18 protein-coding genes are annotated in these 23648 nt (G+C 62.1%); 8 read left to right on the top strand and 10 right to left on the bottom strand.

Features of this window, described 5'->3' with window-relative positions:
* Positions 1–8 precede the first annotated feature (8 nt).
* A complete protein-coding gene (locus ACDC66_RS01080) occupies positions 9–1889 on the bottom strand; it encodes a choice-of-anchor D domain-containing protein (protein WP_376694821.1) in 1881 nt (626 codons plus the stop codon).
* 320 nt (positions 1890–2209) lie between these two features.
* Here ACDC66_RS01080 and ACDC66_RS01075 point away from each other — a divergent pair, with 320 nt between their 5' ends.
* Positions 2210–2875, top strand: a complete 666-nt coding sequence (locus ACDC66_RS01075) for a DUF3047 domain-containing protein (protein ID WP_376694820.1) — start codon at positions 2210–2212, stop codon at positions 2873–2875.
* A gap of 44 nt (positions 2876–2919) precedes the next feature.
* Here ACDC66_RS01075 and ACDC66_RS01070 read toward each other — a convergent pair whose 3' ends face one another.
* Complete coding sequence (locus ACDC66_RS01070; protein ID WP_376694819.1) at positions 2920–3213, bottom strand: thiamine-binding protein; 294 nt, start codon at positions 3211–3213, stop codon at positions 2920–2922.
* Between the two features lie 91 nt (positions 3214–3304).
* On the opposite strand from ACDC66_RS01070, the gene ACDC66_RS01065 reads away from it, so the two are divergent.
* Both ACDC66_RS01065 and ACDC66_RS01060 read left to right on the top strand, forming a co-directional pair.
* Positions 3305–4213, top strand: coding sequence for a haloalkane dehalogenase (locus tag ACDC66_RS01065; RefSeq protein WP_376694818.1), 909 nt, complete (start codon positions 3305–3307; stop codon positions 4211–4213).
* Positions 4214–4305: 92 nt separating this feature from the next.
* On the top strand, positions 4306–6381 hold the full coding sequence (locus ACDC66_RS01060) for a bifunctional metallophosphatase/5'-nucleotidase (protein ID WP_376694817.1): 2076 nt from the start codon (positions 4306–4308) through the stop codon (positions 6379–6381).
* A gap of 82 nt (positions 6382–6463) precedes the next feature.
* Here the strand turns inward: ACDC66_RS01060 and katG are convergent, their stop codons facing one another.
* On the bottom strand, positions 6464–8626 hold the full coding sequence (gene katG, locus ACDC66_RS01055; RefSeq protein WP_376694816.1) for a catalase/peroxidase HPI: 2163 nt from the start codon (positions 8624–8626) through the stop codon (positions 6464–6466).
* 226 nt (positions 8627–8852) lie between these two features.
* Here katG and ACDC66_RS01050 point away from each other — a divergent pair, with 226 nt between their 5' ends.
* A complete protein-coding gene (locus ACDC66_RS01050; protein WP_376694815.1) occupies positions 8853–9299 on the top strand; it encodes a hypothetical protein in 447 nt (148 codons plus the stop codon).
* A gap of 126 nt (positions 9300–9425) precedes the next feature.
* Here ACDC66_RS01050 and ACDC66_RS01045 read toward each other — a convergent pair whose 3' ends face one another.
* Positions 9426–9671 carry a YdcH family protein gene (locus ACDC66_RS01045; protein ID WP_376694814.1) on the bottom strand — a complete coding sequence of 82 codons (246 nt, stop codon included), beginning with the start codon at positions 9669–9671 and terminating at the stop codon, positions 9426–9428.
* A 65-nt stretch (positions 9672–9736) separates the two neighbouring features.
* Positions 9737–10993, bottom strand: coding sequence for an FG-GAP repeat protein (locus ACDC66_RS01040; RefSeq protein ID WP_376694813.1), 1257 nt, complete (start codon positions 10991–10993; stop codon positions 9737–9739).
* A 323-nt stretch (positions 10994–11316) separates the two neighbouring features.
* Between ACDC66_RS01040 and ACDC66_RS01035 the strand changes: the two genes are divergently transcribed.
* Positions 11317–12156 (top strand): DUF6544 family protein, encoded by an 840-nt coding sequence (locus ACDC66_RS01035; RefSeq protein WP_376694812.1) that lies wholly within the window; start codon positions 11317–11319, stop codon positions 12154–12156.
* A gap of 24 nt (positions 12157–12180) precedes the next feature.
* Here the strand turns inward: ACDC66_RS01035 and ACDC66_RS01030 are convergent, their stop codons facing one another.
* The 3 genes from ACDC66_RS01030 to ACDC66_RS01020 all read right to left on the bottom strand — a co-directional run bounded on the left by ACDC66_RS01030 (position 12181) and on the right by ACDC66_RS01020 (position 17119).
* Positions 12181–12957, bottom strand: coding sequence for a CPBP family intramembrane glutamic endopeptidase (locus ACDC66_RS01030; protein ID WP_376694811.1), 777 nt, complete (start codon positions 12955–12957; stop codon positions 12181–12183).
* A gap of 600 nt (positions 12958–13557) precedes the next feature.
* On the bottom strand, positions 13558–15930 hold the full coding sequence (locus tag ACDC66_RS01025; RefSeq protein WP_376694810.1) for an NACHT domain-containing protein: 2373 nt from the start codon (positions 15928–15930) through the stop codon (positions 13558–13560).
* A 28-nt stretch (positions 15931–15958) separates the two neighbouring features.
* Positions 15959–17119, bottom strand: coding sequence for a phosphoglycerate kinase (locus ACDC66_RS01020; protein WP_376694809.1), 1161 nt, complete (start codon positions 17117–17119; stop codon positions 15959–15961).
* Between the two features lie 355 nt (positions 17120–17474).
* On the opposite strand from ACDC66_RS01020, the gene ACDC66_RS01015 reads away from it, so the two are divergent.
* Positions 17475–17936, top strand: coding sequence for a helix-turn-helix domain-containing protein (locus ACDC66_RS01015; RefSeq protein WP_376694808.1), 462 nt, complete (start codon positions 17475–17477; stop codon positions 17934–17936).
* 348 nt (positions 17937–18284) lie between these two features.
* On the opposite strand, the gene gap is transcribed toward ACDC66_RS01015, so the two are convergent.
* Complete coding sequence (gene gap / locus ACDC66_RS01010; protein WP_376694807.1) at positions 18285–19289, bottom strand: type I glyceraldehyde-3-phosphate dehydrogenase; 1005 nt, start codon at positions 19287–19289, stop codon at positions 18285–18287.
* Positions 19290–19610: 321 nt separating this feature from the next.
* Entirely contained in the window at positions 19611–21620 is a 2010-nt protein-coding gene (tkt, locus tag ACDC66_RS01005) for a transketolase (protein ID WP_376694806.1), read from the bottom strand.
* A gap of 275 nt (positions 21621–21895) precedes the next feature.
* On the opposite strand from tkt, the gene ACDC66_RS01000 reads away from it, so the two are divergent.
* Both ACDC66_RS01000 and ACDC66_RS00995 read left to right on the top strand, forming a co-directional pair.
* Positions 21896–22921 (top strand): hypothetical protein, encoded by a 1026-nt coding sequence (locus tag ACDC66_RS01000; RefSeq protein WP_376694805.1) that lies wholly within the window; start codon positions 21896–21898, stop codon positions 22919–22921.
* Between the two features lie 188 nt (positions 22922–23109).
* Positions 23110–23634 (top strand): hypothetical protein, encoded by a 525-nt coding sequence (locus ACDC66_RS00995; RefSeq protein WP_376694804.1) that lies wholly within the window; start codon positions 23110–23112, stop codon positions 23632–23634.
* Positions 23635–23648: the final 14 nt, after the last annotated feature.

Raw genomic sequence — 23648 nt, 5'->3', positions numbered from 1 at the left:
CTGCTTGCTCAGTATGCTGAACGACCCCTTCTTGCCGCCATCGCCAGCGTCAGAAAGACCAGTGCCGCAATGCCCGGCCAGGTCAGAACCGGGATCGGAAGCGGCGCGAGAACGCTCCCTCGCAGAACGATCGAATCGGGTGACGAGCCGGCGTTGCTTACGATCTCGACCCCGTCCTCAAAGCGACCCGCCTGAGTCGCCGAGAAGCTCACGAGCAACGTACAGGATTCACCCGGCGCCAGGGTCAGCGGCAGGGGACTGCAGGCTGAGTCGTCCACGGAAAAAGGCGCGGCTGGTGCGCCGAAGCTGTCGATTACCAGGTTGGCAGCGCCGGAATTGAGCAGCGTCAGGGACTGCTGCTCACTTTGCCCAATGAGAAGTTCGGGGAAGTCGATCTCGTTCAGGCTCAGGCTCAGCTCGATGGCCACACAGTTGACCATCGCGCCATCGAAGTCCGCACCGGCCAGCGTGCCGTCGCCGTTGTTTACCGAACAGAACCGGCCATCCGGTTGCGCCAGAACAGTTACATCGAAAGCCGTTCCGTCGTCCTGCGGTGGAAAGGCAAACGGGCCGTCGCTGGTAATTGCCAGGTCTGCCCCGCCGTCGTTCTGCAGCACAACCTGATTACCTTCCAGCCCCGAAACGGTGCCGCCGACCGTAAATTGGTCGGTCGTACAGGTGACCTCGACGTCGGTCACATCCTCACCGGAGAGCGTGCCCGCACCCTCGGCGACGCTACAGGTCTGGGCGGGGTCGACGGGCTGAATCGCCACCGCCACGTCGTAATCACTGCCATCGTCCTGCGCGGCGAAGGTGAAGCTGCCGTCGGCAGTCAGAACCTGATCATCGCCGCCGTTGTTCTGCAATACCACCTGGTCCCCCGCCAGACCGGAAACCGTGCCACCGACGGTGAACGTCACCGTAGTGCAGTCGACCTGAACATCGTCGACATCGCCACTGACTAAAGTGCCGCTGCCTTCAGTCACGGCGCAGATCTGCTGCGGCATATCCGGTTGCGTCTCGACGGTGACTTCGTAGTCGGTATCGATCAGGAACCCGTCGGGAAACTCGAACGTCCCGGGCGAGTCGACGGTGAGAAGCTGCGCTTCATTGAGCGCCAATTCCACTTCCGATCCGGGGTTCAGCCCGGAGACGATACCGCCAACCTTGTAGAGCGGCTCGAAGTTCCAGACTTGGTTCTCGAGATCGATATGCGAGATCGTGACGGCATCAAGATTGCCGCTGTAACCGACATAGTCACTATCGGAGTTTCCGACGCTGATTCGCACGACAGGCTCGGATGCATCGGGGAAAGCCAGGAAGAGGGAATTGGGAGAGGCGGCCACAAAGTCGGAAATCGTGCCGGAAAAGCCCTCACAGCCCGGCTGATCGGTGAGGTTATTGAAACCGGTCCAGGTGCCGCCCAGCAGGTCATACGTGGCCCACGTGTCGCCGGTTGGCTGTGGTGCCGCCTGATGGAGTCGACAATCCGGTATGCCGTTGTTTTCGCTGTCGATATAGAGATCGACATACCAGCCGTCGGCCACGGAGGAACCTCCGGCCTCGTCATTGTAGGTCGTGATCGACAGTGAGTTGAGCCCCGAAACGGCCTGCCCGGAGTAAGGCGCGTTGCTGCGCATGAGGACGACCCGGGTGCCGGAATTGGAAATCTCCGCACCCAGGCTGCCGAATCCCAGCGGCGGCACACCCGGCCCGCTGACAAAATCGAAGGAAGCGCCGCTGTCGGGGGGAGAAACGGCCAAAGTCCAACCCGAAAGGTTGCCGGGCTGGACCACGACTTCTGACTGCGCCCTGGCGTCGGCCGGCAGCAAGGCGGTCAGACAACCCGCCACGAGCAGCACAGTAAAGAATCGAACGTAGTTCCACATCACGGATCCCCCTTTTTGTCGAATGAACCGCCCGATTCGACGGCCAGCGCGAGGGACCGTGGAGGCAGGCAGAAAAGACTACCAGCCTCTCCGTGACTGGGAGCACGTGGCGGCAATATTAGACAAAAGCGATTGCAAAGTCGAACGAAAGGCCCGCCTGCCTGACTTCGGCCTGGTTGAATTTCTGTTCGAAGACAGTTTCGAGGCTGAAATCTAGGGAGCTAGGGCGAAACCCGGCATTCCGGAGAGTGCCTCTGGCACTCTCCGGACTCAGCCGCGGCATGCTAACGTCATGGGAAGCCTGAGATTCCCGAGCTGCCTTGAAATACGTTTCTCTCTATCTGGCCGCCGTCCTGTCGCCGGCCGTGGCGGCTGAGGACTATCACCCGGCCGATATCCTCGGCTGGAAAGAGCAGTCCTTTGAAGGCCAGACGCACTACGTCCTGGCGACGGCCGACGAGGCCGGCGCCGGGCACGCGGCAGTTCGGGCGAGTTGCAGCGAATCCACCGCGTCCGGATTCGTACTGGAACGCGAACACCGCCTGGCCGACGCACCGGTGCTGGAATGGCGCTGGCGCGTGGACACCCTTTACTCCGGTGTCGATGAAACACGGAAAGACGGCGATGACTACCCGGCTCGCGTCTACGTCATCGCGGAGCGCTGGCCCGCTTTTCGAAGCCGCGCGATCAACTACGTATGGGCCAGCGCGCAGCCCGCGGGCGCGACCTGGGAAAACGCCTTCGCCGGCCAGTTCATGATGGTTGCGATTCGTTCGGGAAAAGAGCGACTCGGCGAATGGGTGACCGAACAGCGCAACGTGCTCGAGGACTTCAGGCAACTGCACGACCTCGAGCCGGAAAGCATCGACGCACTGGCGATCATGACCGACTGCGACAACGCCGGCCAGCCGGCCACGGCCTGGTACGGGCCCATCCGATGGCTTGAACCGGATGGTAATGGCGATCTCGCTGAAGGCGCCCCTTAATCGGCCGAATCGTCAACACCCGGCCAATCACTGCCAGTCCTGCATCACTCGTCGTACTTCTGCGTCAATCCATCCATCGAAGCGCCTTCGGTGTTGTGATAGATCTTCACCTGCGAGATCACGCTCGGACAGCCGGCGGCGACCATGTCGTCGTTCACCTTGCGGACGATCTGGAGCAGTTCATCCAGCTCGCCTTCCATGGTGGTCTCAAGGGGGCCGACGCGGTATTTGACGCCCGAGTCGGCGATCAGCGCAATCGCACGGTCGACGTAGGGAATCACGTTTTCGCCATCCGGCGTTTTCGGGATCACCTGCAAGCTCAGCAATGTCCTGGCCATGGTTCAGAATCTCCGGCAATGAATTATCAGTACGACTGAATTCGGTATGCTCGCATAAACACCCGCCCAGACTTCAGGTGAGGAATCAACAATGGACGTATTGCGCACCCCGGAAAACCGATTCGAGAATCTCCCCGAATTCGCCTTCGAGCCCCATTACATCCACGTGGACGATTTCGAGGGCGGCGACTTGCGCCTGCACTACCTTGATGAAGGCCCGAAAGACGCGCCGGTGGTCCTGCTGATGCACGGGGAGCCGTCCTGGTGCTACCTCTACCGCAAGATGATTCCGATCATTACCGACGCCGGCTATCGGGCCGTCGCACCGGACCTGATCGGCTTCGGCCGCTCCGACAAGCCCGCCGACCGCAACGACTACACCTTTGCACGCCACGTGGATTGGATGCAGGCCTTCCTGGACCAGACCGGGCTCGAGGACATCCATCTCGTTTGCCAGGACTGGGGCGGGTTGATCGGCCTGCGCCTGGTGGCCGCCCATCCCGATCGCTTCGCTTCGGTGGTCGCGGCCAACACCTTTCTACCCACCGGCGACACCGACCTCGGTTCGGCCTTCGAGAAATGGCGGCAGTTTTCCCAGGAGACGCCGGAATTCCATATCGCCGGCGTGATCAAGAGCGGCACCGTCGCTCCGCTGTCGGAGGACGTCCTGGCGGCCTACAACGCGCCCTTTCCGGACGAGCGCTACAAGGAAGGCGCGCGCCAGTTCCCCATGCTGGTGCCGGCCACCCCCGATGATCCCGAGACCCTGCCCAACCGCCGGGCCTGGCAGGTGCTCAGCCAGTGGCAGAAACCGTTCCTGACCGCCTTCAGCGACTCTGACCCCGTCACCGGCGGCGCCGAAAAGTACCTGCAGAAATTCATCTCCGGTGCACAGGGCCTCGAACACCCGACGATCGAAAACGCGGGCCATTTCCTTCAGGAAGACCAGGGCGAAGCGCTTGCCGATGTGGTGGTGCGATTCCTGCGCGAGAAAGCCTGAAGACCGGCAGCAGAAAAGGAGCCCGATTGGCGCTTACAATTCGGGCTTCGAAATCAAAGAATGGCCCGCTGAATTCCCCGGCCGAGGTTTGCATGTCGTTTTCCCTGCGTGATGCGTTTCGTACCCTGACCCTAGCCACAGTGGCGGCCGGCCTGATCGCCTGCAGTCAGCCCGAGCGCCGGCCCGAGCCGATCGACGATGCGCCGGCCGAGCGGCTGGAGCTGCAGTTGCTGCATTTCGCCGACGTCGATGGCGGCGGCACGCAGGCACTGGAGCACGTGGCGGAATTCTCCGCGCTGGTTTCTGCCTTTCGCGCCGAAATGCCGCAGCGCACGCTCCTGATCAGCTCCGGCGACAACTATGTTTCCGGACCGCTGTATCAGGCCAGCAACGATCCCAGCATGGCCGAGACCATCGGTTCGCCGGGCGTGGGCCGCGGTGAGATCGCCTTCCTCAATGCCATGGACGTGGACGTCAGCGCCGTGGGCAACCACGACCTCGACGGCGGCCCCGAGGAGTTCGCCGGGATCATCCAGCCCGACGATGATGGCTGGCCGGGCTCGCGCTTTCCCTGGCTGGCGACCAACCTGGATTTCTCCGACGAACCGAACCTGGCCGGGCTGGTGAGTTCGGACGGGCTGGGTGCCGACGCCATCGAAGGCCGCCTGGCCGGCTCGGCCGTGCTGGAAGTCGACGGTCGCCGCATCGGCGTGGTCGGGGCGGCAACGCCCACCCTGGACCGGATTACCTCCACCGGCGGGATCGGTGTCCGCCCGGCAGACGCCGACGATATCGACGCACTGGCCGGCATCATCCAGGACGCCGTGGACGACCTGGCAGCCGACGGGGTGGACATCATCATCCTGGCCGCGCACATGCAACAGCTCGATGTCGAGCGGGCCCTGGCCGAGCGACTCGGACACGTGGATGTCGTCATCGGCGGCGGCTCCAACACCATCCTGGCCGATTCCGATAGCCGGCTGCATCCCGGCGACGTGGCCGTGGATGACTATCCGGTGGTCTATCGATCCCCCCTGGAGGAACCCGTGCTGCTGGTCAACACCGACGGCGACTACCGATACCTGGGCCGTCTGTTGCTCCGCTTCGACGCCGAGGGCGTTATCGAACTCGAGCATCTCGATGACAGCCGCGCGGGTGTCTGGGCCAGTAAGACATCGATGATCGAAGACCGCGGCGCCGAACCCATGCCCGAGGTCGTGGCCATCCGCGACGCGTTCTGGCGCACGCTGGAGGCCAAGGAAGGCCACGTGCTCGGCTACACCGATCGCTTCCTGGACGGTCGCCGGACCATGGTGCGAACGCGCGAGACCAACCTGGGCCGCCTGTGGGCCCAATCCACGCTTTGGCTGGGACGCAAAAAAGAACCCGAGGCGGTGATGGCCTTCCGCAACGGCGGCGGCATCCGCGGCCCGATCGGCGAAGTGCGCGTACCGCCGGGCAGCCGGGATGCCAGCACCGTCCGGCTGGGGCCGCCGGCCGGCAACCGCTTCCGCCCCGAAGGCAGCATCTCGCGCCTGGACCTGGAAACCGCCCTGGCCTTCAACGGCGAGCTGGTCGGCCTGACCCTGACCGCGGGCGAGCTCTACGACATCATGGAATACGGCGTCTCCGGCGTCGCCCCCGGCGCCACGCCGGGCTGGTTCCCGCAGTTTGCCGGGCTGCGAGTGGCCTACGACCCGTCGCGCCCGGCCCGGCAACCGCTGAAACCCGGAAAGGGCGATATCAACCAGGGTGCCGACAGCAACGGCGAGCGCGTGCGCGACCTGGCCGTGGCGGCACCCGACGGCACGATCACGCAACTGATCAGTGGCGGCGACTGGGTGGGCGATCCCGACCAGCGCTTCCGCGTGATCTCGCTGGCCTTCCTCGCCCAGTGCGTGCCGCTACCGGATCGCCAGGATCAGGAACTGTCACCCTGCGGCGACGGCTATCCCCTGCGCGGGCTCAGCGACCCGCAAAGACGCAATCTCGTCGGGCTGGACTATCCGAACGTGACCATCGACTTCGTCACGCCCGGCACCGAGCAATACGCCCTGGCGGCTTACCTAGCCGAGTTCCACGGTACGCCGGAAAAAGCCATCCAGCTACCGCCCCAGCCGGAAGGCGAACGGGCCTGGATGATCGAACAGCTAGTGAAGCAACGATAGGCCGCCAGGTGCCAGCACAAAAACCCCGGCACCGTCACCGGCGCCGGGGTAGAAGGTCTGGCAGATTTGTCCGGATCGTGGATCAGGCCAGGTCGAAGCGGTCTGCGTTCATCACCTTGTTCCAGGCGCCGATGAAGTCCTCGACGAACTTCTCCTGGTTGTCGTCCTGGGCGTAGAGCTCGGCGTAGGAACGCAGGATCGAGTTCGAGCCGAACACCAGGTCGGCGCGGGTCGCCGTCCACTTGACCTCGTCGCTCTTGCGATCGCGGATCTCGTAGAGGTTGCTGCCCTTGGGCACCCAGCGGTAGTTCATGTCGGTCAGGTTGACGAAGAAGTCGTTGGTCAGCTGACCTTCCCGGTCGGTGAACACACCGTGCGCGGTGCCGCCGTGGTTGGTGCCCAGCACCCGCATGCCGCCGACGAGCACCGTCATCTCCGGCGCACTCAGGCCCAGCAGCTGGGTGTGGTCGAGCATCATTTCCTCGGGTGTGACGACGTAGTCCTTCTTCTGCCAGTTGCGATAGCCGTCGGCCAGGGGCTCGAGGTACTGGAAGGAATCGGCGTCGGTCTGCTCGTCGGTGGCGTCCCCGCGTCCCGGCGCGAACGGCACAGTGACGTCGTGGCCGGCCGCCTTGGCGGCCTGCTCGATGCCGACGCCGCCGCCGAGCACGATCACGTCGGCCACGCTGGCGCCGGTATCGGCGGCGATCTTTTCATACACCGACAGCACGCGGGCGAGGCGCTCGGGCTCGTTGCCTTCCCAGTCCTTCTGCGGCGCCAGGCGAATGCGCGCGCCGTTGGCACCGCCGCGGTAATCCGAAGCGCGGAAGGTGCGCGCGCTGTCCCAGGCGGTGGCGACCATCTCGCCGATCGACAGACCGGCCTCGGCAATCTTCGCCTTGACGGCGTCGACGTCGTAGTCGGTGCTGCCGGCCGGCACCGGATCCTGCCAGATCAGGTCCTCATCCGGCACTTCCGGGCCGATGTAGCGCGACTTCGGGCCCAGGTCGCGGTGGGTGAGCTTGAACCAGGCTCGGGCGAACACCTCGTCGAAGTACTCGGGGTTGTTGTAGAGCTTCTCGGAGATCTTGCGGTATTCCGGGTCGACCTTCAGCGCCATGTCGGCGTCGGTCATGATCGGATTCAGGCGGATCGAGGGGTCTTCGACGTCGACCGGCATGTCCTCTTCGGCAATGTCGACCGGCTCGTACTGCCAGGCGCCAGCCGGGCTCTTCTTAAGCTCCCAGTCGTAATTCAGCAGCAGGGCGAAGTAGCCGTTGTCCCACTTCGTCGGATGCGTGGTCCAGGCGCCTTCGATACCGCTGGTGACGGTATCGCGGCCGATGCCGCGGGTGACGTGGTTGTTCCAGCCCAGGCCCTGCTCTTCGACGTCGGCGGCTTCCGGTTCGGGGCCCAGCTTGGCGGCATCGCCGTTGCCGTGGCACTTGCCCACGGTGTGACCGCCGGCGGTCAGGGCCACGGTTTCCTCGTCGTTCATCGCCATGCGCTCGAAGGTCACGCGCATGTCGCGCGCGGTCTTGAGCGGGTCGGGATTGCCGTCGACGCCCTCGGGGTTGACGTAGATCAGGCCCATCATCACCGCGGCGAGGGGATTTTCGAGCGATTCGCGGTCACCGGTGTAGCGGCCTTCCGGGTTGTCGCTCGGCGCCAGCCATTCCTTCTCCGAGCCCCAGTAGGTGTCGATTTCGGGGTGCCAGATGTCCTCGCGTCCGAAGGAGAATCCGAAGGTCTTGAAGCCCATGGACTCGTAGCCCACGTTGCCGGCCAGGATGATCAGGTCGGCCCAGGAAATCCTGTTGCCGTACTTCTTCTTGATCGGCCACAGCAGGCGCCGCGCCTTGTCGAGGTTGGCGTTGTCGGGCCAGCTGTTGATCGGCGCAAAACGCTGGTTGCCGGTATTGCCGCCGCCACGACCGTCGGCCACGCGGTAGGTACCGGCCGCGTGCCAGGCCATGCGGATCATCAGGCCGCCGTAGTGACCCCAGTCGGCCGGCCACCAGTCCTGGGAGTCGGTCATCAACTCGGCGAGGTCTTTCTTCAGCGCGTCGACGTCGAGTTTCTCGAGCTCTTCGCGATAATTGAAGTCCTGGCCCAGGGGATTGGTCTTGGTGTCGTGCTGGTGCAGGATGTCCAAGTTCAGGGTCTTGGGCCACCATTCCATATTGGAATTGCCCACGGCCGTGTTGCCACCGTGCATTACGGGGCACTTGCCTTCATTCGCCATCTTCACTTCTCCAGTTCGGGGTATCGGTTGCGGCGGTAAGGCCGTTGCTAGCTGTCCACCGCGTAAAATTAGGTAGATCTAATATACAGGAGTGCGGAGCCGGGACCAATCTGATTTTCAGATGATGGCGATAGGTAAAAGGCATCCCAGGTTTCTTAACGATAGAAACCTCCAATTACATAAGTATGTGCTAATATATAGTTCCTCTAGATAAGGAGTGCATGCAATGTCCTTGATCCGAGCCCTGCAGGTTCTGACCCTTTCCGCTTTCCTGGCCGTCAGCTTTGGCGGTGCTGCCGAGCAGCCGGCCCAGCCCGAAGTCGACAAGTTGGTCATTCTTTCCAGCGATTCGCTCCAGACCCAGGGCATGGCCTTGGTGCTGGCCACCGCGCTCGAGGCCCGCGGCAATTCCATTCATGTTCTGCTGTGCGACCAGGCTGGACAACTGGCGATCAAGGACTACCAGCCGGACTCGCTGGCACCGCGCGACATGACGCCAAAGGATCTCCTGATGGGCCTTATGAAAAAAGGTACCGCCGTTCAGGTATGTGCCTTGTTCCTACCCAACAGCGAGTACACCGAAGCCGATCTGATCGACGGCGTCACCGTCGCCAAGCCGCCGGAAATCGCCGGCCTGATGGACCAGCCGGAGACGGACGTCCTCACCTACTGACGCGGGCCGTCGGGTTGGAAACTGCGGCGGACATACCTACGATTTGTAATGTGCGAACGGCCGATCGCGGGAGGCGGCCGTTCGCGGTGACGCGCAGAATGCTGACCGTCCGGTTTGCTCGAGCCGTCAGCTCGCGTGGCGATTCAGGTACTGCGCAATCTGGTCCTTGAGATGCACACGGCGTTCGCGGGCGTGTTTCTCGGTGTCGCTACTGACGGCCTCGACTTCGGTCTCCATCCGATGAACCTGCCGATTGACGGTGTGATACTCGTCCGCCAGCTTCCTGAAGTGGGAATCCGTTTCCTTCAGCTGGTGGATCGTTTCCGCGTACTCGGGAAATTCCTCGGCCAGTTCGTGCGGGGTATGCGTCATTGCAGGATGCCTTTAGCGGGGAAGGGGATCATCGTCACCGGCTCAAGGTAACACTTCGCGCCACTTCAGCGAGGGTTCGCAAACAACGTCGCCGTTCCCGTAACCACTTCGCCCTCGGCGTCTTCCGGGATATCCTCCGGCGCGCCGACGACAATCAGACCGCCGCCTGCACCGAGCGCCGTCCCGAACCGGTCGTAGGCACCCGGCGTCGAAGGCGCCAGCCGCTTCTGCAGTATCCAGTCCTCCTCACCCGGGGCGAATGCCCAGGCCGCGCCGGTATCGCGCTCGGGTTCATCCACGCGCGGTGCCCCCACCACGGCCAAGTCATCGGCCAGCGCCACGGCATGACCGAACTGGTCACGATCGGACGGTTCCGGCGCGGTGAGCTTTGCGATCTCCCGCCAGCTCTCACCGTCTTGCTCGAAAACGTAGGCCGCACCCTCGTCGCTGCCGCCCAGGTCGGCAAAACGCGCGCCCACCAGCGCACGGTCACCGGCCAGGGCCACGGCATCGCCAAAGCCGTCGCCGCCGGCACCATCCGAGGGCGTCAGCCGCGCAGCCTGTTGCCATTGGCCACCGTTGCGCTCGAACAGGTAGGCGCTGCCGGGGGAATCCTTGGCCGGCACGTTGCCGCTGGCACCGACCAGAATTCGATCCCCATCGACGGCAACGGCCGAGCCGAAGCGCTCGCCGGCGGACTCCGGCGTCAGCTCCACGACTTTCTTCCAGCCATCCGCACTGCGCTCGTAGACCAGCGCGGCGCCGGAATCGCTGCCAGCGGCATCGGCGCCGGGCGCCCCGATCACCGCCAGCGCGCCATCGAGCGCGACGGCCACGCCGGCCATGTCGTTCTTTCCGGGGCTTTCGCGGTGAACCTTGGCCGCCTGATGCCATTGCTCGCCCTCGCGCTCGAACAGGTAGGCGGCGCCCTCATTGAGCTCTCCCAACATGACGCGCGGCGCGCCGATGAGGATTGAATCGCCACTGATGGCAACCGCCGCGCCAAAGGCATCGGCCAGCTCGCCATCGTCGGCCGCCAACGTTGCCGCCAACTCCACGGCACCGTCGCCGCCCGCACTGAACAGGTAGGCTGCACCGACATCATCGCGCGCCAGGTCGGTGGACGAGGCACCCACCAGTAAGCGACCGGCATCCACCGCCACCGCCGTCCCCAACAAGTCGCCATCGGAAGCCTCGGGTGCAACGAAGGTCACCGGTGACTCGCCAACAGCGTCGGGCGCAAGAAAGATTCCGGAACCGGCAAGCAGGGCGCAGGATAGAACGGGCAATAACCAGCCATCAGCCAGTCGACGTATTGGCATGTTGTCTCCAGGGTGTGCGAACAAATCAGCTTCGAGGTGCAAGGCCCCGAAGGTGTGGTCACTCTACTAACGGGAGCCCTGATCGAATCCTGTCAGGGGCATCCTCGAAAGCCATTATCTCAGCCAAGCGAGCGAACTCAGCATCTCATCAGCAGCGAGAGCTGCCACCTCAACTTCAATTCCAGCAATTGCCAACACCCATCTGGACCCAGTGAGGCCCAATGCGCGGGACAAATCGTGAGTGTCCTGGCTTTTTCGCTCGCCGCAGCATGGACGGATCAGCGCTACTATAACGAGCGTGCCTTCGGGATGGTGCACCCAAGATGAAGATCGTTGCTGCAATCCTGGTTTGTCTCCTCGTCGGCGCCGTGGCGCTGGTGGTCCTGCTGATGATGGATCGGCGCTCGGATAGCGCTGAATGGCAAAGGCTCGCGGCGCTACAGCCCGCCACGCCAGAGCGCTTTGATCCGGAGATGGTCGCCGACCTGCCCGAGCCGGCACGCCGGTATTTTGGCTATGTGATTCGACCGGGCACGCCGATACTGCCGGTGGTCGAGATCGACATGCGCGGGCAGTTCAGCCTCGGCAGCAAGCAGGACCCCCGCTACCAGCCAATGGCAGCGAACCAGATCCTGGCGGCACCCGGGGGTTTCGTCTGGGCGATGCGCACGCGCGACGGCATGCCGATCTCCGGATCCGATTCCGGGCGTTGGACGCGCTTTCGGATTCTTGGCCTGATTCCCGTGGCGCGGCTTGGCGGCGATCCTGACCATACCCGTTCGGCCTTCGGGCGCTATGTGGGCGAGGCCATGATCTGGTCGCCTGCGGCCCTACTACCCGGGCCGGACGTTACATGGGCGGCCGTGGACGAGGACACCGCCCGCGTTACGGTCACACACGGCGACCTCGAGCAGGCCGTCAATGTCACGGTCGACCAAGACGGCCGCCCGATTGAGGTTGCTTTCCAGCGATGGAGCAACGCCAACCCGGACAAGGTCCACCGGCTGCAGCCGTTCGGGGCCGTCATGTCGGATTTCCGCGAGGTGGATGGCTACAGGCTTCCGTTCCACGTCGAGGCCGGCAACCTGTACGGCACCGATGACTACTTTCCCTTCTTCCTGGCGGAGGTGACAGCCATCCGCTTTCCGAAAAGCACACCGTGACATGCGAATCCTCCGCCAGCTGAGCTAGCCCGTGGGTCGTGGCTCGCCGGCGCGCGTGGGCGGGATCACGGTGGTCACCGCGCCCTTGCGGCTGAACATCGTGTCTCGGTGCCACCAGACGGCGATGACCGCCACGGCCACCAGAATCCATGTATCCCACGGCTGCGCGTCCGGCCAGAACGGATTGTTCAGCTGCCAGTGAAACAGCATCGGCCAGAGTAGACTGCCCCGCGCGCTGTTGAAGATCGGTGTGACCAGCACCCCCAATGTGACATTCCCGATAAAAAAGGGCAGGAAGCTCCAGTCGGCGAAGACGACCCCGGCGAGGAAAAAGGCCGGGAGATGCCAGATCCCCCACGTCGCGCCGATGATGAGACCCGCCCAGATCGGTGCGACGTGCCGTTGAAGCACCGGCTGCATCACACCGCGCCAGCCGAATTCTTCGATCGGGCCGAGAAAGAGCATCATGAACAGGATGGCCAGGACCGGCCCCACACCCTCGGGCGGCATGGGCGCAAGCACCGGCCCGCCCTTGATGAACGAGCCGGCGACGAAAACGAGCGGCAGCACGAGCAGGATGAAGACCGCCCAGCGCCAGGACCCGCGCCACATCAATAGCCGGGAGCAAAACGCGCGGATGCCCGGCAGACCGCCATACCGATAGACCACCCAGAAAGCAGCGATGGCCGGCGACCAGGTAGCGAGGAAGTACAGGGGATGCGACCCGCTGATCGGGCCGAACATTCCGGCGGCCAGGTCCGGCAACAGAATATAGGCGCCGATCACACACCAGGTGATCAAGAACGCTACACCAAGATATGGAACCAGAGCCGAGCCTGGAATCGTTCTGGAGCGAGGAGAGCTTGGCTCGGTTGGCATCGGGAAAGCCCTGCGTGTCGTGGGGGAAGCGATCGCTTCGTCACAATATACGACGAGCTTTACCCTAGCGTGTACGCAAATTCGAGCAAGCGGGCAATCGTCGCAATCGTTTACCTGTAGACGAAAGGCCTTCAACCACAAAAGAGGTGGAAGCACTAATGCTGAAAGCAGCAGACCTCGGCCATCAGCATAGGCAATGGAGCAGTTGCGGTTTGCGCGACAGGCGCAAGGAGCGAGTGCGGAATGCCGTCATGCGTGGATGAAAGGTGTTTCCAAGGAGTTCGCCTTGAACGAGCAAGGCGAACAGCCTGCCCCCTGGTAGCGCTCCCTGACCTGTATATCCGACTGATCCGGACGAGCCACGTGCCCACCTGCGCGAAGTCGGCCGTAGACCGCCAACTGATCACCCAATCGCTGCCTCTTCGGCTTCAATACCAGCAGCTTAAAAAGCCCAGCCGGTTGCCTTCCGTTCAGTTCGCCGGAAGAATCGTGGGCGCTCTGGCTCTTCCCGGTTTTTGCTCCCTATTCAGAACCTGTGACCTCGCCGTCAATGGCTTTGACCTCTCCCTTACGAATCTCCAGGAGATTCCCCCGAAATTCTTGTATAGCCTTTTGGATAAGGTCGCGAATTTTCGGCTCAATTTCATCAGCAAGACACTCAGCATTCTTCCGTTCCGACGCCTCAAGATAGCGGACCCCGGACGCGAGCCTGGCGCCAAAGTGAAGAGCAAGAAGATATCGTTGATCTGAAATACTTCCACCTCTAACCCTTTCCAAGGCTTCCCGCACGTTTCCCGACTCAAGCAATCCGACACACGCCCAAAACTGACGCGACTCCATTTCCGCAGAATCACTTGACGCCTCTTGTTGCCATTCATTTATATTTTCAATTGACTTGTTAAGAACAGACAGCGCAACAGCATCTCGAGTCAACAAGTAGTCCATCATAAAGTCAACGGTCGGATACCGTGCTTCTTCGAGCTCTTTGAACCGATCGGCAAATATAGGGAATAGTGATTCTACGCAGTACTTCCAGACCTCAACTCTATCTGCAATATCTGACATATAACATGTCTGAATCGCAAGGCCTATAGTCACAATAGACTGCCAGGTTGCGTGCCCGTTAGACTCAAGCAACGTATCGACTATACGCTTTGCTGACTGCGGCCTCTCACCAAAGTGAAAGACCACGGCGTTTTGCCACCACTCCTCCTTGACTAATGGGACCAGCTCCGCCGCACCAGTTACGCCTCGGCCCGCGAAAAACTCCTGCAACATATGATGTCTAAATTTAAACTTACCTCGCTCTTCCTTAAAGAGCTCAGACCTAATTAGCGTCTCTTCCAAAAGAATGGAAGCATCAGCCTCCTGGCCAATCTGCTCCAATGCATCCAGGAAAAATGCCTCCATCTCAGGACGACGGAACTCAACCCGATTTTGTCGGTGGAGCATAAACGCGAATCCACATAAAAGCTTGTCTTTTAAAGGCGCTTGATACTGCTGCTCAACGCCCTTCGACTCATCCCATCGCCCCAACATGAGCTCTGTATACTTTTTGAAGAGCTCCGTAATGTTTGCAGGGACATCAGACCTCACAAGTTTATTAGTTGCAATGAATATGGAAACCAATAACGGATTCAATTCGATGCCATGGATGGAGTTTATTCTTCGCAGTGTTTCTTGGGTTTCGGAAGCAGGTATGGTTTCTTTCTTTTGTATTTTCTTGAGGATCCTCTCAGCCTGCTTAAATTCAAGAGGCATTATTTCGTACTGCTCAAAGTTCAGTGCACGAAGCGATCTCAGAACGTGTTGAATCTGCCGACTGCTCACAATTACGCTGTTATTCGGGAACTTCTTCATGAAATCTGCGATGGATTTCATCAGGAGATCTATATCCTGAGAGGAGCCGATCTCATCAACGGCATCAATCAGAAAAACTAAACGCCCCTCATCTAGATCTTCTGACGAAAAAACATCGTTATCAGACTCACATATATCCTTCGCTATGTCGTTCATGAGAGTCTCAAGAGTCTTATTCGAGTCCCCGACTAACTCACACGCTTCGGCAACAAGAGGGATCTTGGCATTTCTACTTTTGCCTACGCTCATGCGCGCCAGAGAATAGGCTACCCTCTTAACAAGCTCGGTCTTCCCGCTTCCTGCGTCACCAGTAATGAGCGCCCTAGATGGCAAATGCTCTATAAAACTTGTACTGGTGAAATCTCTAGTTTCGATGACATCCTTAATTTGGCCGACCCTTCTCCGCGGATTGACGGTCCGCTTCATTAGGTGAAGATCTATTTGTTGATCAAAATCCAATGCCGCAACCAGGTTTCCCTTCTTTGATTTATTAAGATTCCCAACATTACCGAAAGTGTTTGATAGGGCACGTAGATATGGATATAGATCGGTTTCAATACCGATCCATATCTCTGGACAATGCTTGTCAATAAGGGGAATTAAGTCGTCTCGATCTTGGAAGCGAAGCCGGGCGTCTCTAACTTGCCCCAAGACATATTCCCTTGCCTTCTCATTCATTCTGCCCGACGTACAGAAGATTACTTCTTTAGCATAGATATCGCTTTTGGTTGAAATGCACTTGAATGGGGTTTCAAGCGCTGTCCTAAGTTGAGCCACAATGTTGGCAATGTTTGTACTGGCTTTTGCTGCCATATTGATATTGCCAATCTTCGTTTGGAGAAACATGTGGCGCTTCTCACCAAAGCTATCTATCTCGTAAAACACCGCGTCCTTCCCCAGCTCTTCCGGGCCATCCAGATCGCGACCATCCGAGTAGCCGACCCGGCGATAAAGCCGCCTCACCACCTTCTCCCTAAACTCATCTTCCGAAAGAGAGTTTAGGAATTTATATTTCTGATCTATGCCAACATCCATACTCGCCCCTATTCTCGTAATGAAACAATTAAGAATTTAGTGCCTCTATGGCCGGCAATTCCTTTCCCTCAACATACTCCAAGAACGCCCCACCTGCCGTCGAAATGTAATCAATACGATCCGCCACATGAAACTTCTCGATCGCCGCGATGGTATCGCCGCCGCCAGCGAGCGTGAATCCCTTGCAGGCTGCCACAGCGTGGGCAATGGCCTGGGTGCCGGAGTGGAACGCCTCGAATTCGAATACGCCGACCGGTCCGTTCCAGACGACGGTGCCGGCCTGGCGGACGATGCCGGCGAGCTTGCCGGCGGACTCGGGGCCGATGTCGAGGATCATTTCTTCCTTGCGGACGCGGCCGACGGATCTCAGCGTGGCGTGGGCGTCTTCGTGGAAGCGTTCGGCTGTGAGGACGTCGGAAGGTAGCGGGATGGCTGCGCCCTTGTCCTCGGCGCGCTTGATCAGTTCCTTTGCGGTGTCGACCAGGTCCTTCTCGTACAGGGAGCCGCCCACGTCGTAGCCGGCGGCAACCAGGAAGGTGTTGGCGATGCCGCCGCCGACGATGAGCTGGTCGACCTTGTCGATCAGCGCCTCGAGGATGGTGAGCTTGCTGGATACCTTGGCGCCGCCGACGATTGCGACCATCGGGCGCTCGGGCTCGGCCAGGGCTTTTTCCAGGGACTCGATTTCGCGCGCCAGTAGCGGGCCGGCGCAGGCGACCTTGCTGTGACGAATCACGCCCTCGGTGGAGGCCTGGGCGCGGTGGGCGGTGGCGAAGGCGTCGAAGACCAGGACATCGGCCAGGCTCGCCATCTTTTTGGCCAGCTCGTCGTCGTTGGCCTTTTCGCCTTTCAGGAAGCGGACGTTCTCGAGCAGGACGACCTGGCCCTTGTCGACGTCCACGCCGTCGATCCAGTCGCGCTTGAGTTCGACGGTCTTGCCCAGCATTTCGCCGAGCTTGTCGGCCACCGGGGCCAGGGTGAATTCCTCATCGAAGCCGCCCTCTTCCGGGCGGCCGAGGTGGGACATGACCATGACGGCCGCGCCGGCGTCGACGGCCTGGCGGATGGTGGGCAGGGCCGCTTCGATGCGCGCCGCCGAGGTGACCTGGCCGTTGCGGATGGGCACGTTGAGGTCGGCGCGGATGAGGACGCGTTTGCCTTGGATATCGACCTGGTCGAGGGTTTTCATCTTTTGGTTTCCTGGTTGGCTTGTTGGGGGCTCGTTTATGGCGCCAGTTTAGAGAGGGGTGGGGTGTTGCTCAAGGGTTGTTTCGGGTTCGGGGTTCGGGGTTCGGGGTTCGGGAAACGGCGGGATTCGTTATCCGGGGTCGCGCACATCATCGGGGGCCAAGCCGGGCCGTGCCAAATTTCGGCGCGTGAGGTCCCGGATAAGCGCTTTGCGCTTTCCGGGACGACAGATTGGGGAGGCCGGGGCGACACGGGGGCATGTCGGGGTGGTTTCGGGTACATTTCGGGTTGGTGTCGTGTTCAATTTCTCGGCCCGAAGCGAGGATGAGACCACCTCGAAACCAAAGGAACCGCCCATGATTGTCCGAAAACTCAGGCTCCGGAACGGCTGGTCGCAGGATCAGCTGGCTGAATTCACCGGCGTGACGGTACGCACCATTCAGCGGCTCGAGCGCGGGCAGAAACCGAGTCTGGAGACGGCCAAGGCATTGGCGGCGGTATTCGAGGTGGACTGTTCAACTTTCACTTCGGAGCAAGACGACATGACTGAAAAAGAAGAAATCAAGCGAGACGAGATCGAGGCCATGGAATACGCCAAGGGGGTCAAGGACTTCCTGAGCGGCGTGGTGGTGTATTTCATCCTGGCGACCGTTTTCTTTGCAAGCTGGGGATTCGACAAGCCGTTGCTGTACATCGTGTTCGGCGGCGTCGGGCTGGGCCTGGTGTTTCAGGGGCTGATGGCCTACGAGGTCATTCGCCTGCCCTTCCAGAACATGGAGCGGCGGATTGCGGAGAAGAGGCTCGGGCGGAAACTCTGACGGTACCGGTTGGCTGGTTAGCTTGTTGGCTGGTTCGGCGGCCTTGCAGCAGTGCGGGGCGGCTTCGCCGCGAGGGGCACTGCCCGGCTGATGGTTTGTCGCGACCTGGAGATCGCTCCCACGCCCAGTCAAAACCCGCATGCGAAAAGGCCCGGCGATTTACCGGGCCTTTTTTGCAGGTCCCGGCTCGGGGGCCGGGACGACATCTCCTACTGTCATCCCGGAAACGGCGGTAGCCGTTATCCGGGATCTCGCACATCATCGGTGCCGATAAGGCAGGCCGTGCCAATCTGGTGAGCGCGAGGTCCCGGATAGCCGCTTGGCGGCTTCCGGGACGACACGGGACGCTTACTTCTTGGCCATCTCCAGCGCGGTGTCGAGCATGCGGTTGGAGAAGCCCCACTCGTTGTCGTACCACGAGAAGACCTTGACCAGGCGGCCGGCGGTCTTGGTGAGGGTGGCGTCGAAGATGGACGAGCGAGGGTCGTGGTTGAAGTCGCTCGAAACCAGCGGCTCGGTGTTGTAGCCGAGGATGCCCTTGAGCTCGCCTTCGCTCGCCTTCTTGACCGCGTCGTTGATTTCGTCGACCGAGGTATCGCGGCCGGCAATGAAGCACAGGTCCACCACCGAGACGTTGATGGTCGGCACGCGGATGGAGTAGCCGTCGAGCTTGCCGTCGAGTTCGGGCATGACCAGGCCGACGGCCGCGGCCGCACCGGTCTTGGTCGGGATTTGGTTCATGGCGGCGGCACGGGCGCGACGCGGGTCCTTGTGATAGACGTCGGTCAGGACCTGGTCGTTGGTGTAGGAGTGGATCGTGGTCATCAGGCCCGATTCCACGCCCACCGCTTCGTGCAGCGGCTTGACCAGCGGGGCCAGGCAGTTGGTGGTGCACGAGGCGTTGGAGGCGATGTCGTCGTCGGCCGTGAGGATGCCGTGGTTGACGCCGTAGACGATGGTCGGCAGGTCCTTGCCGGCCGGCGCGGAGATCAGCACCTTGCGGGCGCCGCCTTTCAGGTGGGCCGAAGCCTTGTCCTTGCTGGCGAAGATGCCGGTGCACTCGAGCACCACGTCGACGCCCATCTCGCCCCAGGGCAGGTTGGCCGGGTCGCGCTCGGCGAGCACGCGGATCTTGTCGCCGTTGACCACCAGGTGGTCGCCCTCGACCGAGACCTCGCCCGGGAACTGGCCGTGCGCGGTGTCGCGCTTGGTCAGCAGGGCGTTGGTTTCGACGTCGGCCAGGTCGTTGATGGCGACGATCTGAATTTCGCTGGTGCGATCGGCTTCATAGAGCGCGCGCAGCACGTTACGGCCGATGCGGCCGTAGCCGTTGATGGCAACCTTGATGGACATGACTGGAGTCTCCGCAAGTCTTGGATTTGGGGAATCCGCTAATTGTACTGCGGTGCGGGCCTGCGGGCCAACTTATGGGGTTATTCGGGCTTGGTGCCGTGGGGTTGCCACGCAGAGCCGCGGAGGGGCAGAGGGAAAACAGCGAGAGAAAAAAGAAAATGGGATTCCTGAAGACGCCTCAGATTCTGAACCAGCCGAGAACTCCAACTGAGCAGCAATGAAAAAGGCGGGCCTCAGCCCGCCTTCTCGCTCTTTTGTTTTCCTCTGCGGCTCCGCTCCTCAGCGGCTCTGCGTGATAACGGCTACCGCCCGCAAAGCCTGCTAGAGCACTTCGCGGACGGCGGAGACAACCGCCTCGGTGGTGAAACCGAACTCCTTGAACAAATCCTCCGCGGGCGCGGACGATCCAAAGGTGTCCATGCCGATGACCTTGCCGTGCTGGCCGACGAAGGGCCACCAGTAGTAGGTGACGCCGGCTTCGATGGCGACGCGGGCGGTGATGGCGGCTGGCAGCACGGATTCGCGATAGGCCTCGTCCTGTTCGAGGAAGCGGCCGGGGTTGGGCATGGAGACGACGCGGACTTTCTTGCCGTCCTGCGCCAGTTGCTCGGCGGCTTCCATGGCCAGGCCGACTTCCGAGCCGGTGGCGATGAGGATGGCTTCGGGCTGGCCGCCTTCGGCCTCCTTGAGGATGTAGCCGCCCCGGGTGATCGCCTTGATCTGCTGCTCGTCCTTTTCCAGGTGCGGCAGGCCCTGGCGGGTGAGCACCAGCGCGGTCGGGTCCTTGCGGCGCTTGAGGGCCTCGGCCCAGGCGACGGCGGTTTCGACCTTGTCGGCCGGGCGCCAGACGTCCAGGTTGGGGATCATGCGGAGGCTGGTGGTGTGCTCGACCGGCTGGTGCGTGGGGCCGTCCTCGCCCAGGCCGATCGAATCATGCGTATAGACGTGGATGGCGCCGGTGGGGATCAGCGCGGACATGCGCACGGCGTTGCGCGCGTAGTCGCTGAACACCAGGAAGGTGCCCGAATAAGGAATGAAGCCGCCGTGCAGGTACAGGCCGTTGACGATGGCGGTCATGCCGAACTCGCGCACGCCGTAGTAGATGTAGTTGCCGTTGGCCGCGTCGTCGAGCACGTCGACGCTGCCGGACCAGTTGGTGTTGTTCGAGCCGGTCAGGTCGGCCGAGCCGCCGATCAGCTCGGGCAGGTGCGGGGCGAATGCCTCGATGCTGGCGCCCGAGGCCTTGCGGGTGGCGACCTTCTTGTCGTCGCACTGCATCTTCGCCAGCACCTTTTCGACCAGGCCGTCGAAGTCGTCCGGCAGTTCACCCTTCATGCGCCGCTCGAACTCGGCGGCCTTGTCCGGGTGGGCGGCCTTGTAGGCTTCGAAACGCTCGTTCCATTCCTGCTCGGCAGCCGCGCCTTTCTCGCGCGCGTCCCAGCCGGCGCGGATGGCGTCGGGAATCTCGAAAGGCTCGTAGTCCCAGCCCAGCTGCTTGCGGGCGGCGGCGACTTCGTCCTCGCCCAGGGCGGCGCCGTGCACGCCGGCGGTGCCGGCCTTGTTGGGGGCACCGAAGCCGATGGTGGTCTTGCAGCAGATCAGCGTGGGCTTGTCATGGACGGCCACGGCTCGGTCGATGGCGGCCGAGACGGCCTCGGCGCTGTGGCCGTCGACGTCCTCGACCACGTGCCAGCCGTAAGCCTTGAAGCGCGCCGGGGTGTCGTCGTTGAACCAGCCGTCGGTGTCGCCGTCGATGGAAATCTGGTTGTCGTCATAGAAGACGACCAGTTTGCCCAGCTCGAGCGTGCCGGCCAGGGAGCAGGCCTCGTGCGAGATGCCTTCCATCAGGCAGCCGTCGCCGGCAAACACCCAGGTGTGGTGGTCGACGATGGTGTGCTCGTCGGTGTTGTAGCGCGCGGCCAGCAGTTTTTCGGCCAGCGCCATGCCGACGCCGTTGGCCAGGCCCTGCCCCAGCGGGCCGGTGGTGGTCTCCACGCCCGGCGCGTCCTTGCGCTCGGGGTGGCCCGGCGTCATGGAATGCAGCTGGCGGAAGTTCCTGAGCTCTTCCATCGGCAGGTCGTAGCCGGTCAGGTGCAGCACGCTGTAGAGCAGCATCGAGCCGTGGCCGTTGGAGACGACGAAACGGTCGCGGTCCCACCAGTCGGGGTTGGCTGGGTTGTGCTTGTGATGGTCGTTGAAGAGCACCTCGGCGATATCGGCCATGCCCATGGGCATGCCCGGGTGGCCGCTGTTGGCGCGCTCGACGGCGTCCATGGACAGGGCCCGTACGGCGTTGGCGAGTTGGCGGCGATCCTGGCTGGGCTGGGTCATGAAACTTCTGCTGCCTGCTTGTAATGTGGGCGGGAAAGCCGCACATTTTACCGTCCCCTGGCTGGTGCGGGGCAAGACCGGATCATCGCGCCGCCGCCGGAACGTGGCAAAGCGCGATCGATTCCCGAACAATTGCGGGGATTCCGGGAACTTGCGTTATTTTTTGCGAGTGCATCCTGCGCCAAGCTTTGCTAAACTATAAATTAGCGAAAACTTTACCGGGCCAGCGACGTCAAAGAGGGGCAATCTGGTCGTTTCTATCGGATACGAGGGAAATGGGTCGCCTCAAGCACATCGCAATTGTGACAGCGCTGCTCGCCGCCGGGGCCCAAGCCCAGACGGGCGATGATGTGCCGTGGTCGATTGTGCCCGACGAGAACGCCGCCACGCCGGCCTCGACCGATGCGCCGGTCCTCCAGGTCATCGCCGATCGTTCCCCGCTGGGATTGCCCGGCGATTCCCCGCGCCTGTCGCTGGCCATGCCGCTGTCGAACCGCCGCGGCCCGGCCGATAACGACGGCGATGACGGCGCTTTCTCCTGGTCGCTGAAGGCATGGCAGATGAACACCGCCAGCCTGGCGCACATCCAGTGCAGCCAGGGCACGATGACCATGAATTCCTACCTGGCGCAGGACTGTCGTTTTGTCGACCAGCCCCTGCCCAGCGACTCGGTCAACCTCCTGCAGGTCTCCGGCGACTGGATGGCCGCACCCGGCCTGCAGCTGGGCATTAGCGCCTTTCGCGGTGATGATGCCGACGGCAGCGCCGAGCGCGCCTTCGCCTACGATCTCGCCCCCGAGCTGCTTGCCCGCCAGCGCGCCGCCGGCACCCCGGAGGGCGCCGTCGAGGGCCTGGACGTCAACGTCAGTTTCGGCCTCCAGACCGAGCGCGTCGGTGAGTTCCTGGTCGGGCTGCAGCTGGCGCGTTATCGCCAGCGCATGAGCCTGGCCGAGCTGGGCATGACCGCCCAGCCACGCGAACTTCAGAATGACATGCAGTACAGCAACAGCGCCCAGTTCCTGCTGGGATGGCGCCGCGGCAGTTTCAGCGGGGAAATGCTCGGCCATCATCGTGAACTGCCTCTGTGGATGGGTGCCGATCAGGCACCGTCGACCCTGAACTCTTTCGACCTGGAGTTCTCCTGGCACGCGCAACGCAACGCCTCGCTGTCCGTCGGCGTGAGCAATGTCATGGACTCGGCCCCCCGGGCCGACGAGCCCAGCGCCGAAGCCTCGCTTGAAGATCCGCTCGAAAGCGTCTACGGTCGCATTCCCTACGTGCGCTACAAGCACGACCTGTAAGAGCACGACGAACCCCGTCATCCATCGTGCCCCCATTCAGGGCTCGCCCCCTGTCGCCCGCGGGCAGCCCCGACTAACTGCACGCCGATTTGTTGCCACGAGCGACGAGCTGCAATGGGGCAGGATCGGTGACGGTGTTAATATTCGCCCACCAACCTGATCAAGAATCGAACCGGGAGATTCCAGAAATGCCCATTGCCGTCATTCGTTTCAGCATCGCGATGATCGCGCTCGCCTTCTGCACCGCCCCAGCGGCACAGGACGACTTCTCCTCGCTGGAGGAGCGCATGACAGGCGAGGAGTACATGGAGACCGGCCTGCACAAGCTCAACGAAGACGAGCTGGCCGCGCTCAACGAGTGGATTCGCGAGCGCTCGCTGACCGAGGAAGAAGCCCGTGAGCTCAATCAAAGGCGCGCTAGTGGCAGCGACAGCGAGACCGCCACGGCGGATCGCCGCGGCCTGCCTGACAGCGACGACGACGACGACGAGCGTCCGATCAAGAGCCGCATCGTCGGCACCTTCGAGGGCTGGCAAGGCGATACGGTGTTCGAACTGGAAAACGGCATGGTCTGGGAGCAGGACGAAAACGGCACGCACTACGTCCCGCCGATGGAATCACCGGAGGTCGAGATCCGGCCAGGCCTTTTTGGCACCTGGCAGCTCGTCGTGGAAGGCCAGAACCGCCGTCTGAAGGTCAAGCGCATCGAGTGATGCGCGCGCCGGCT

Source organism: Wenzhouxiangella psychrophila (assembly GCF_042310375.1).
Classification (GTDB): Bacteria; Pseudomonadota; Gammaproteobacteria; order Xanthomonadales; family Wenzhouxiangellaceae; genus Wenzhouxiangella.
This window is presented reverse-complemented; position numbering and strand designations above follow the sequence as displayed.

Bases quoted from the DNA above. Each gene is read 5' to 3' on its own strand.
- ACDC66_RS01080 (WP_376694821.1), bottom strand. From the start codon at position 1,889: ATGTGGAACTACGTTCGATTCTTTACTGTGCTGCTCGTGGCGGGTTGT.
- ACDC66_RS01070 (WP_376694819.1), bottom strand. From the start codon at position 3,213: ATGGCCAGGACATTGCTGAGCTTGCAGGTGATCCCGAAAACGCCGGAT.
- ACDC66_RS01065 (WP_376694818.1), top strand. From the start codon at position 3,305: ATGGACGTATTGCGCACCCCGGAAAACCGATTCGAGAATCTCCCCGAA.
- ACDC66_RS01060 (WP_376694817.1), top strand. From the start codon at position 4,306: ATGTCGTTTTCCCTGCGTGATGCGTTTCGTACCCTGACCCTAGCCACA.
- katG (WP_376694816.1), bottom strand. From the start codon at position 8,626: ATGGCGAATGAAGGCAAGTGCCCCGTAATGCACGGTGGCAACACGGCC.
- ACDC66_RS01050 (WP_376694815.1), top strand. From the start codon at position 8,853: ATGTCCTTGATCCGAGCCCTGCAGGTTCTGACCCTTTCCGCTTTCCTG.
- ACDC66_RS01045 (WP_376694814.1), bottom strand. From the start codon at position 9,671: ATGACGCATACCCCGCACGAACTGGCCGAGGAATTTCCCGAGTACGCG.
- ACDC66_RS01040 (WP_376694813.1), bottom strand. From the start codon at position 10,993: ATGCCAATACGTCGACTGGCTGATGGCTGGTTATTGCCCGTTCTATCC.
- ACDC66_RS01035 (WP_376694812.1), top strand. From the start codon at position 11,317: ATGAAGATCGTTGCTGCAATCCTGGTTTGTCTCCTCGTCGGCGCCGTG.
- ACDC66_RS01025 (WP_376694810.1), bottom strand. From the start codon at position 15,930: ATGGATGTTGGCATAGATCAGAAATATAAATTCCTAAACTCTCTTTCG.
- ACDC66_RS01020 (WP_376694809.1), bottom strand. From the start codon at position 17,119: ATGAAAACCCTCGACCAGGTCGATATCCAAGGCAAACGCGTCCTCATC.
- ACDC66_RS01015 (WP_376694808.1), top strand. From the start codon at position 17,475: ATGATTGTCCGAAAACTCAGGCTCCGGAACGGCTGGTCGCAGGATCAG.
- gap (WP_376694807.1), bottom strand. From the start codon at position 19,289: ATGTCCATCAAGGTTGCCATCAACGGCTACGGCCGCATCGGCCGTAAC.
- tkt (WP_376694806.1), bottom strand. From the start codon at position 21,620: ATGACCCAGCCCAGCCAGGATCGCCGCCAACTCGCCAACGCCGTACGG.
- ACDC66_RS01000 (WP_376694805.1), top strand. From the start codon at position 21,896: ATGGGTCGCCTCAAGCACATCGCAATTGTGACAGCGCTGCTCGCCGCC.
- ACDC66_RS00995 (WP_376694804.1), top strand. From the start codon at position 23,110: ATGCCCATTGCCGTCATTCGTTTCAGCATCGCGATGATCGCGCTCGCC.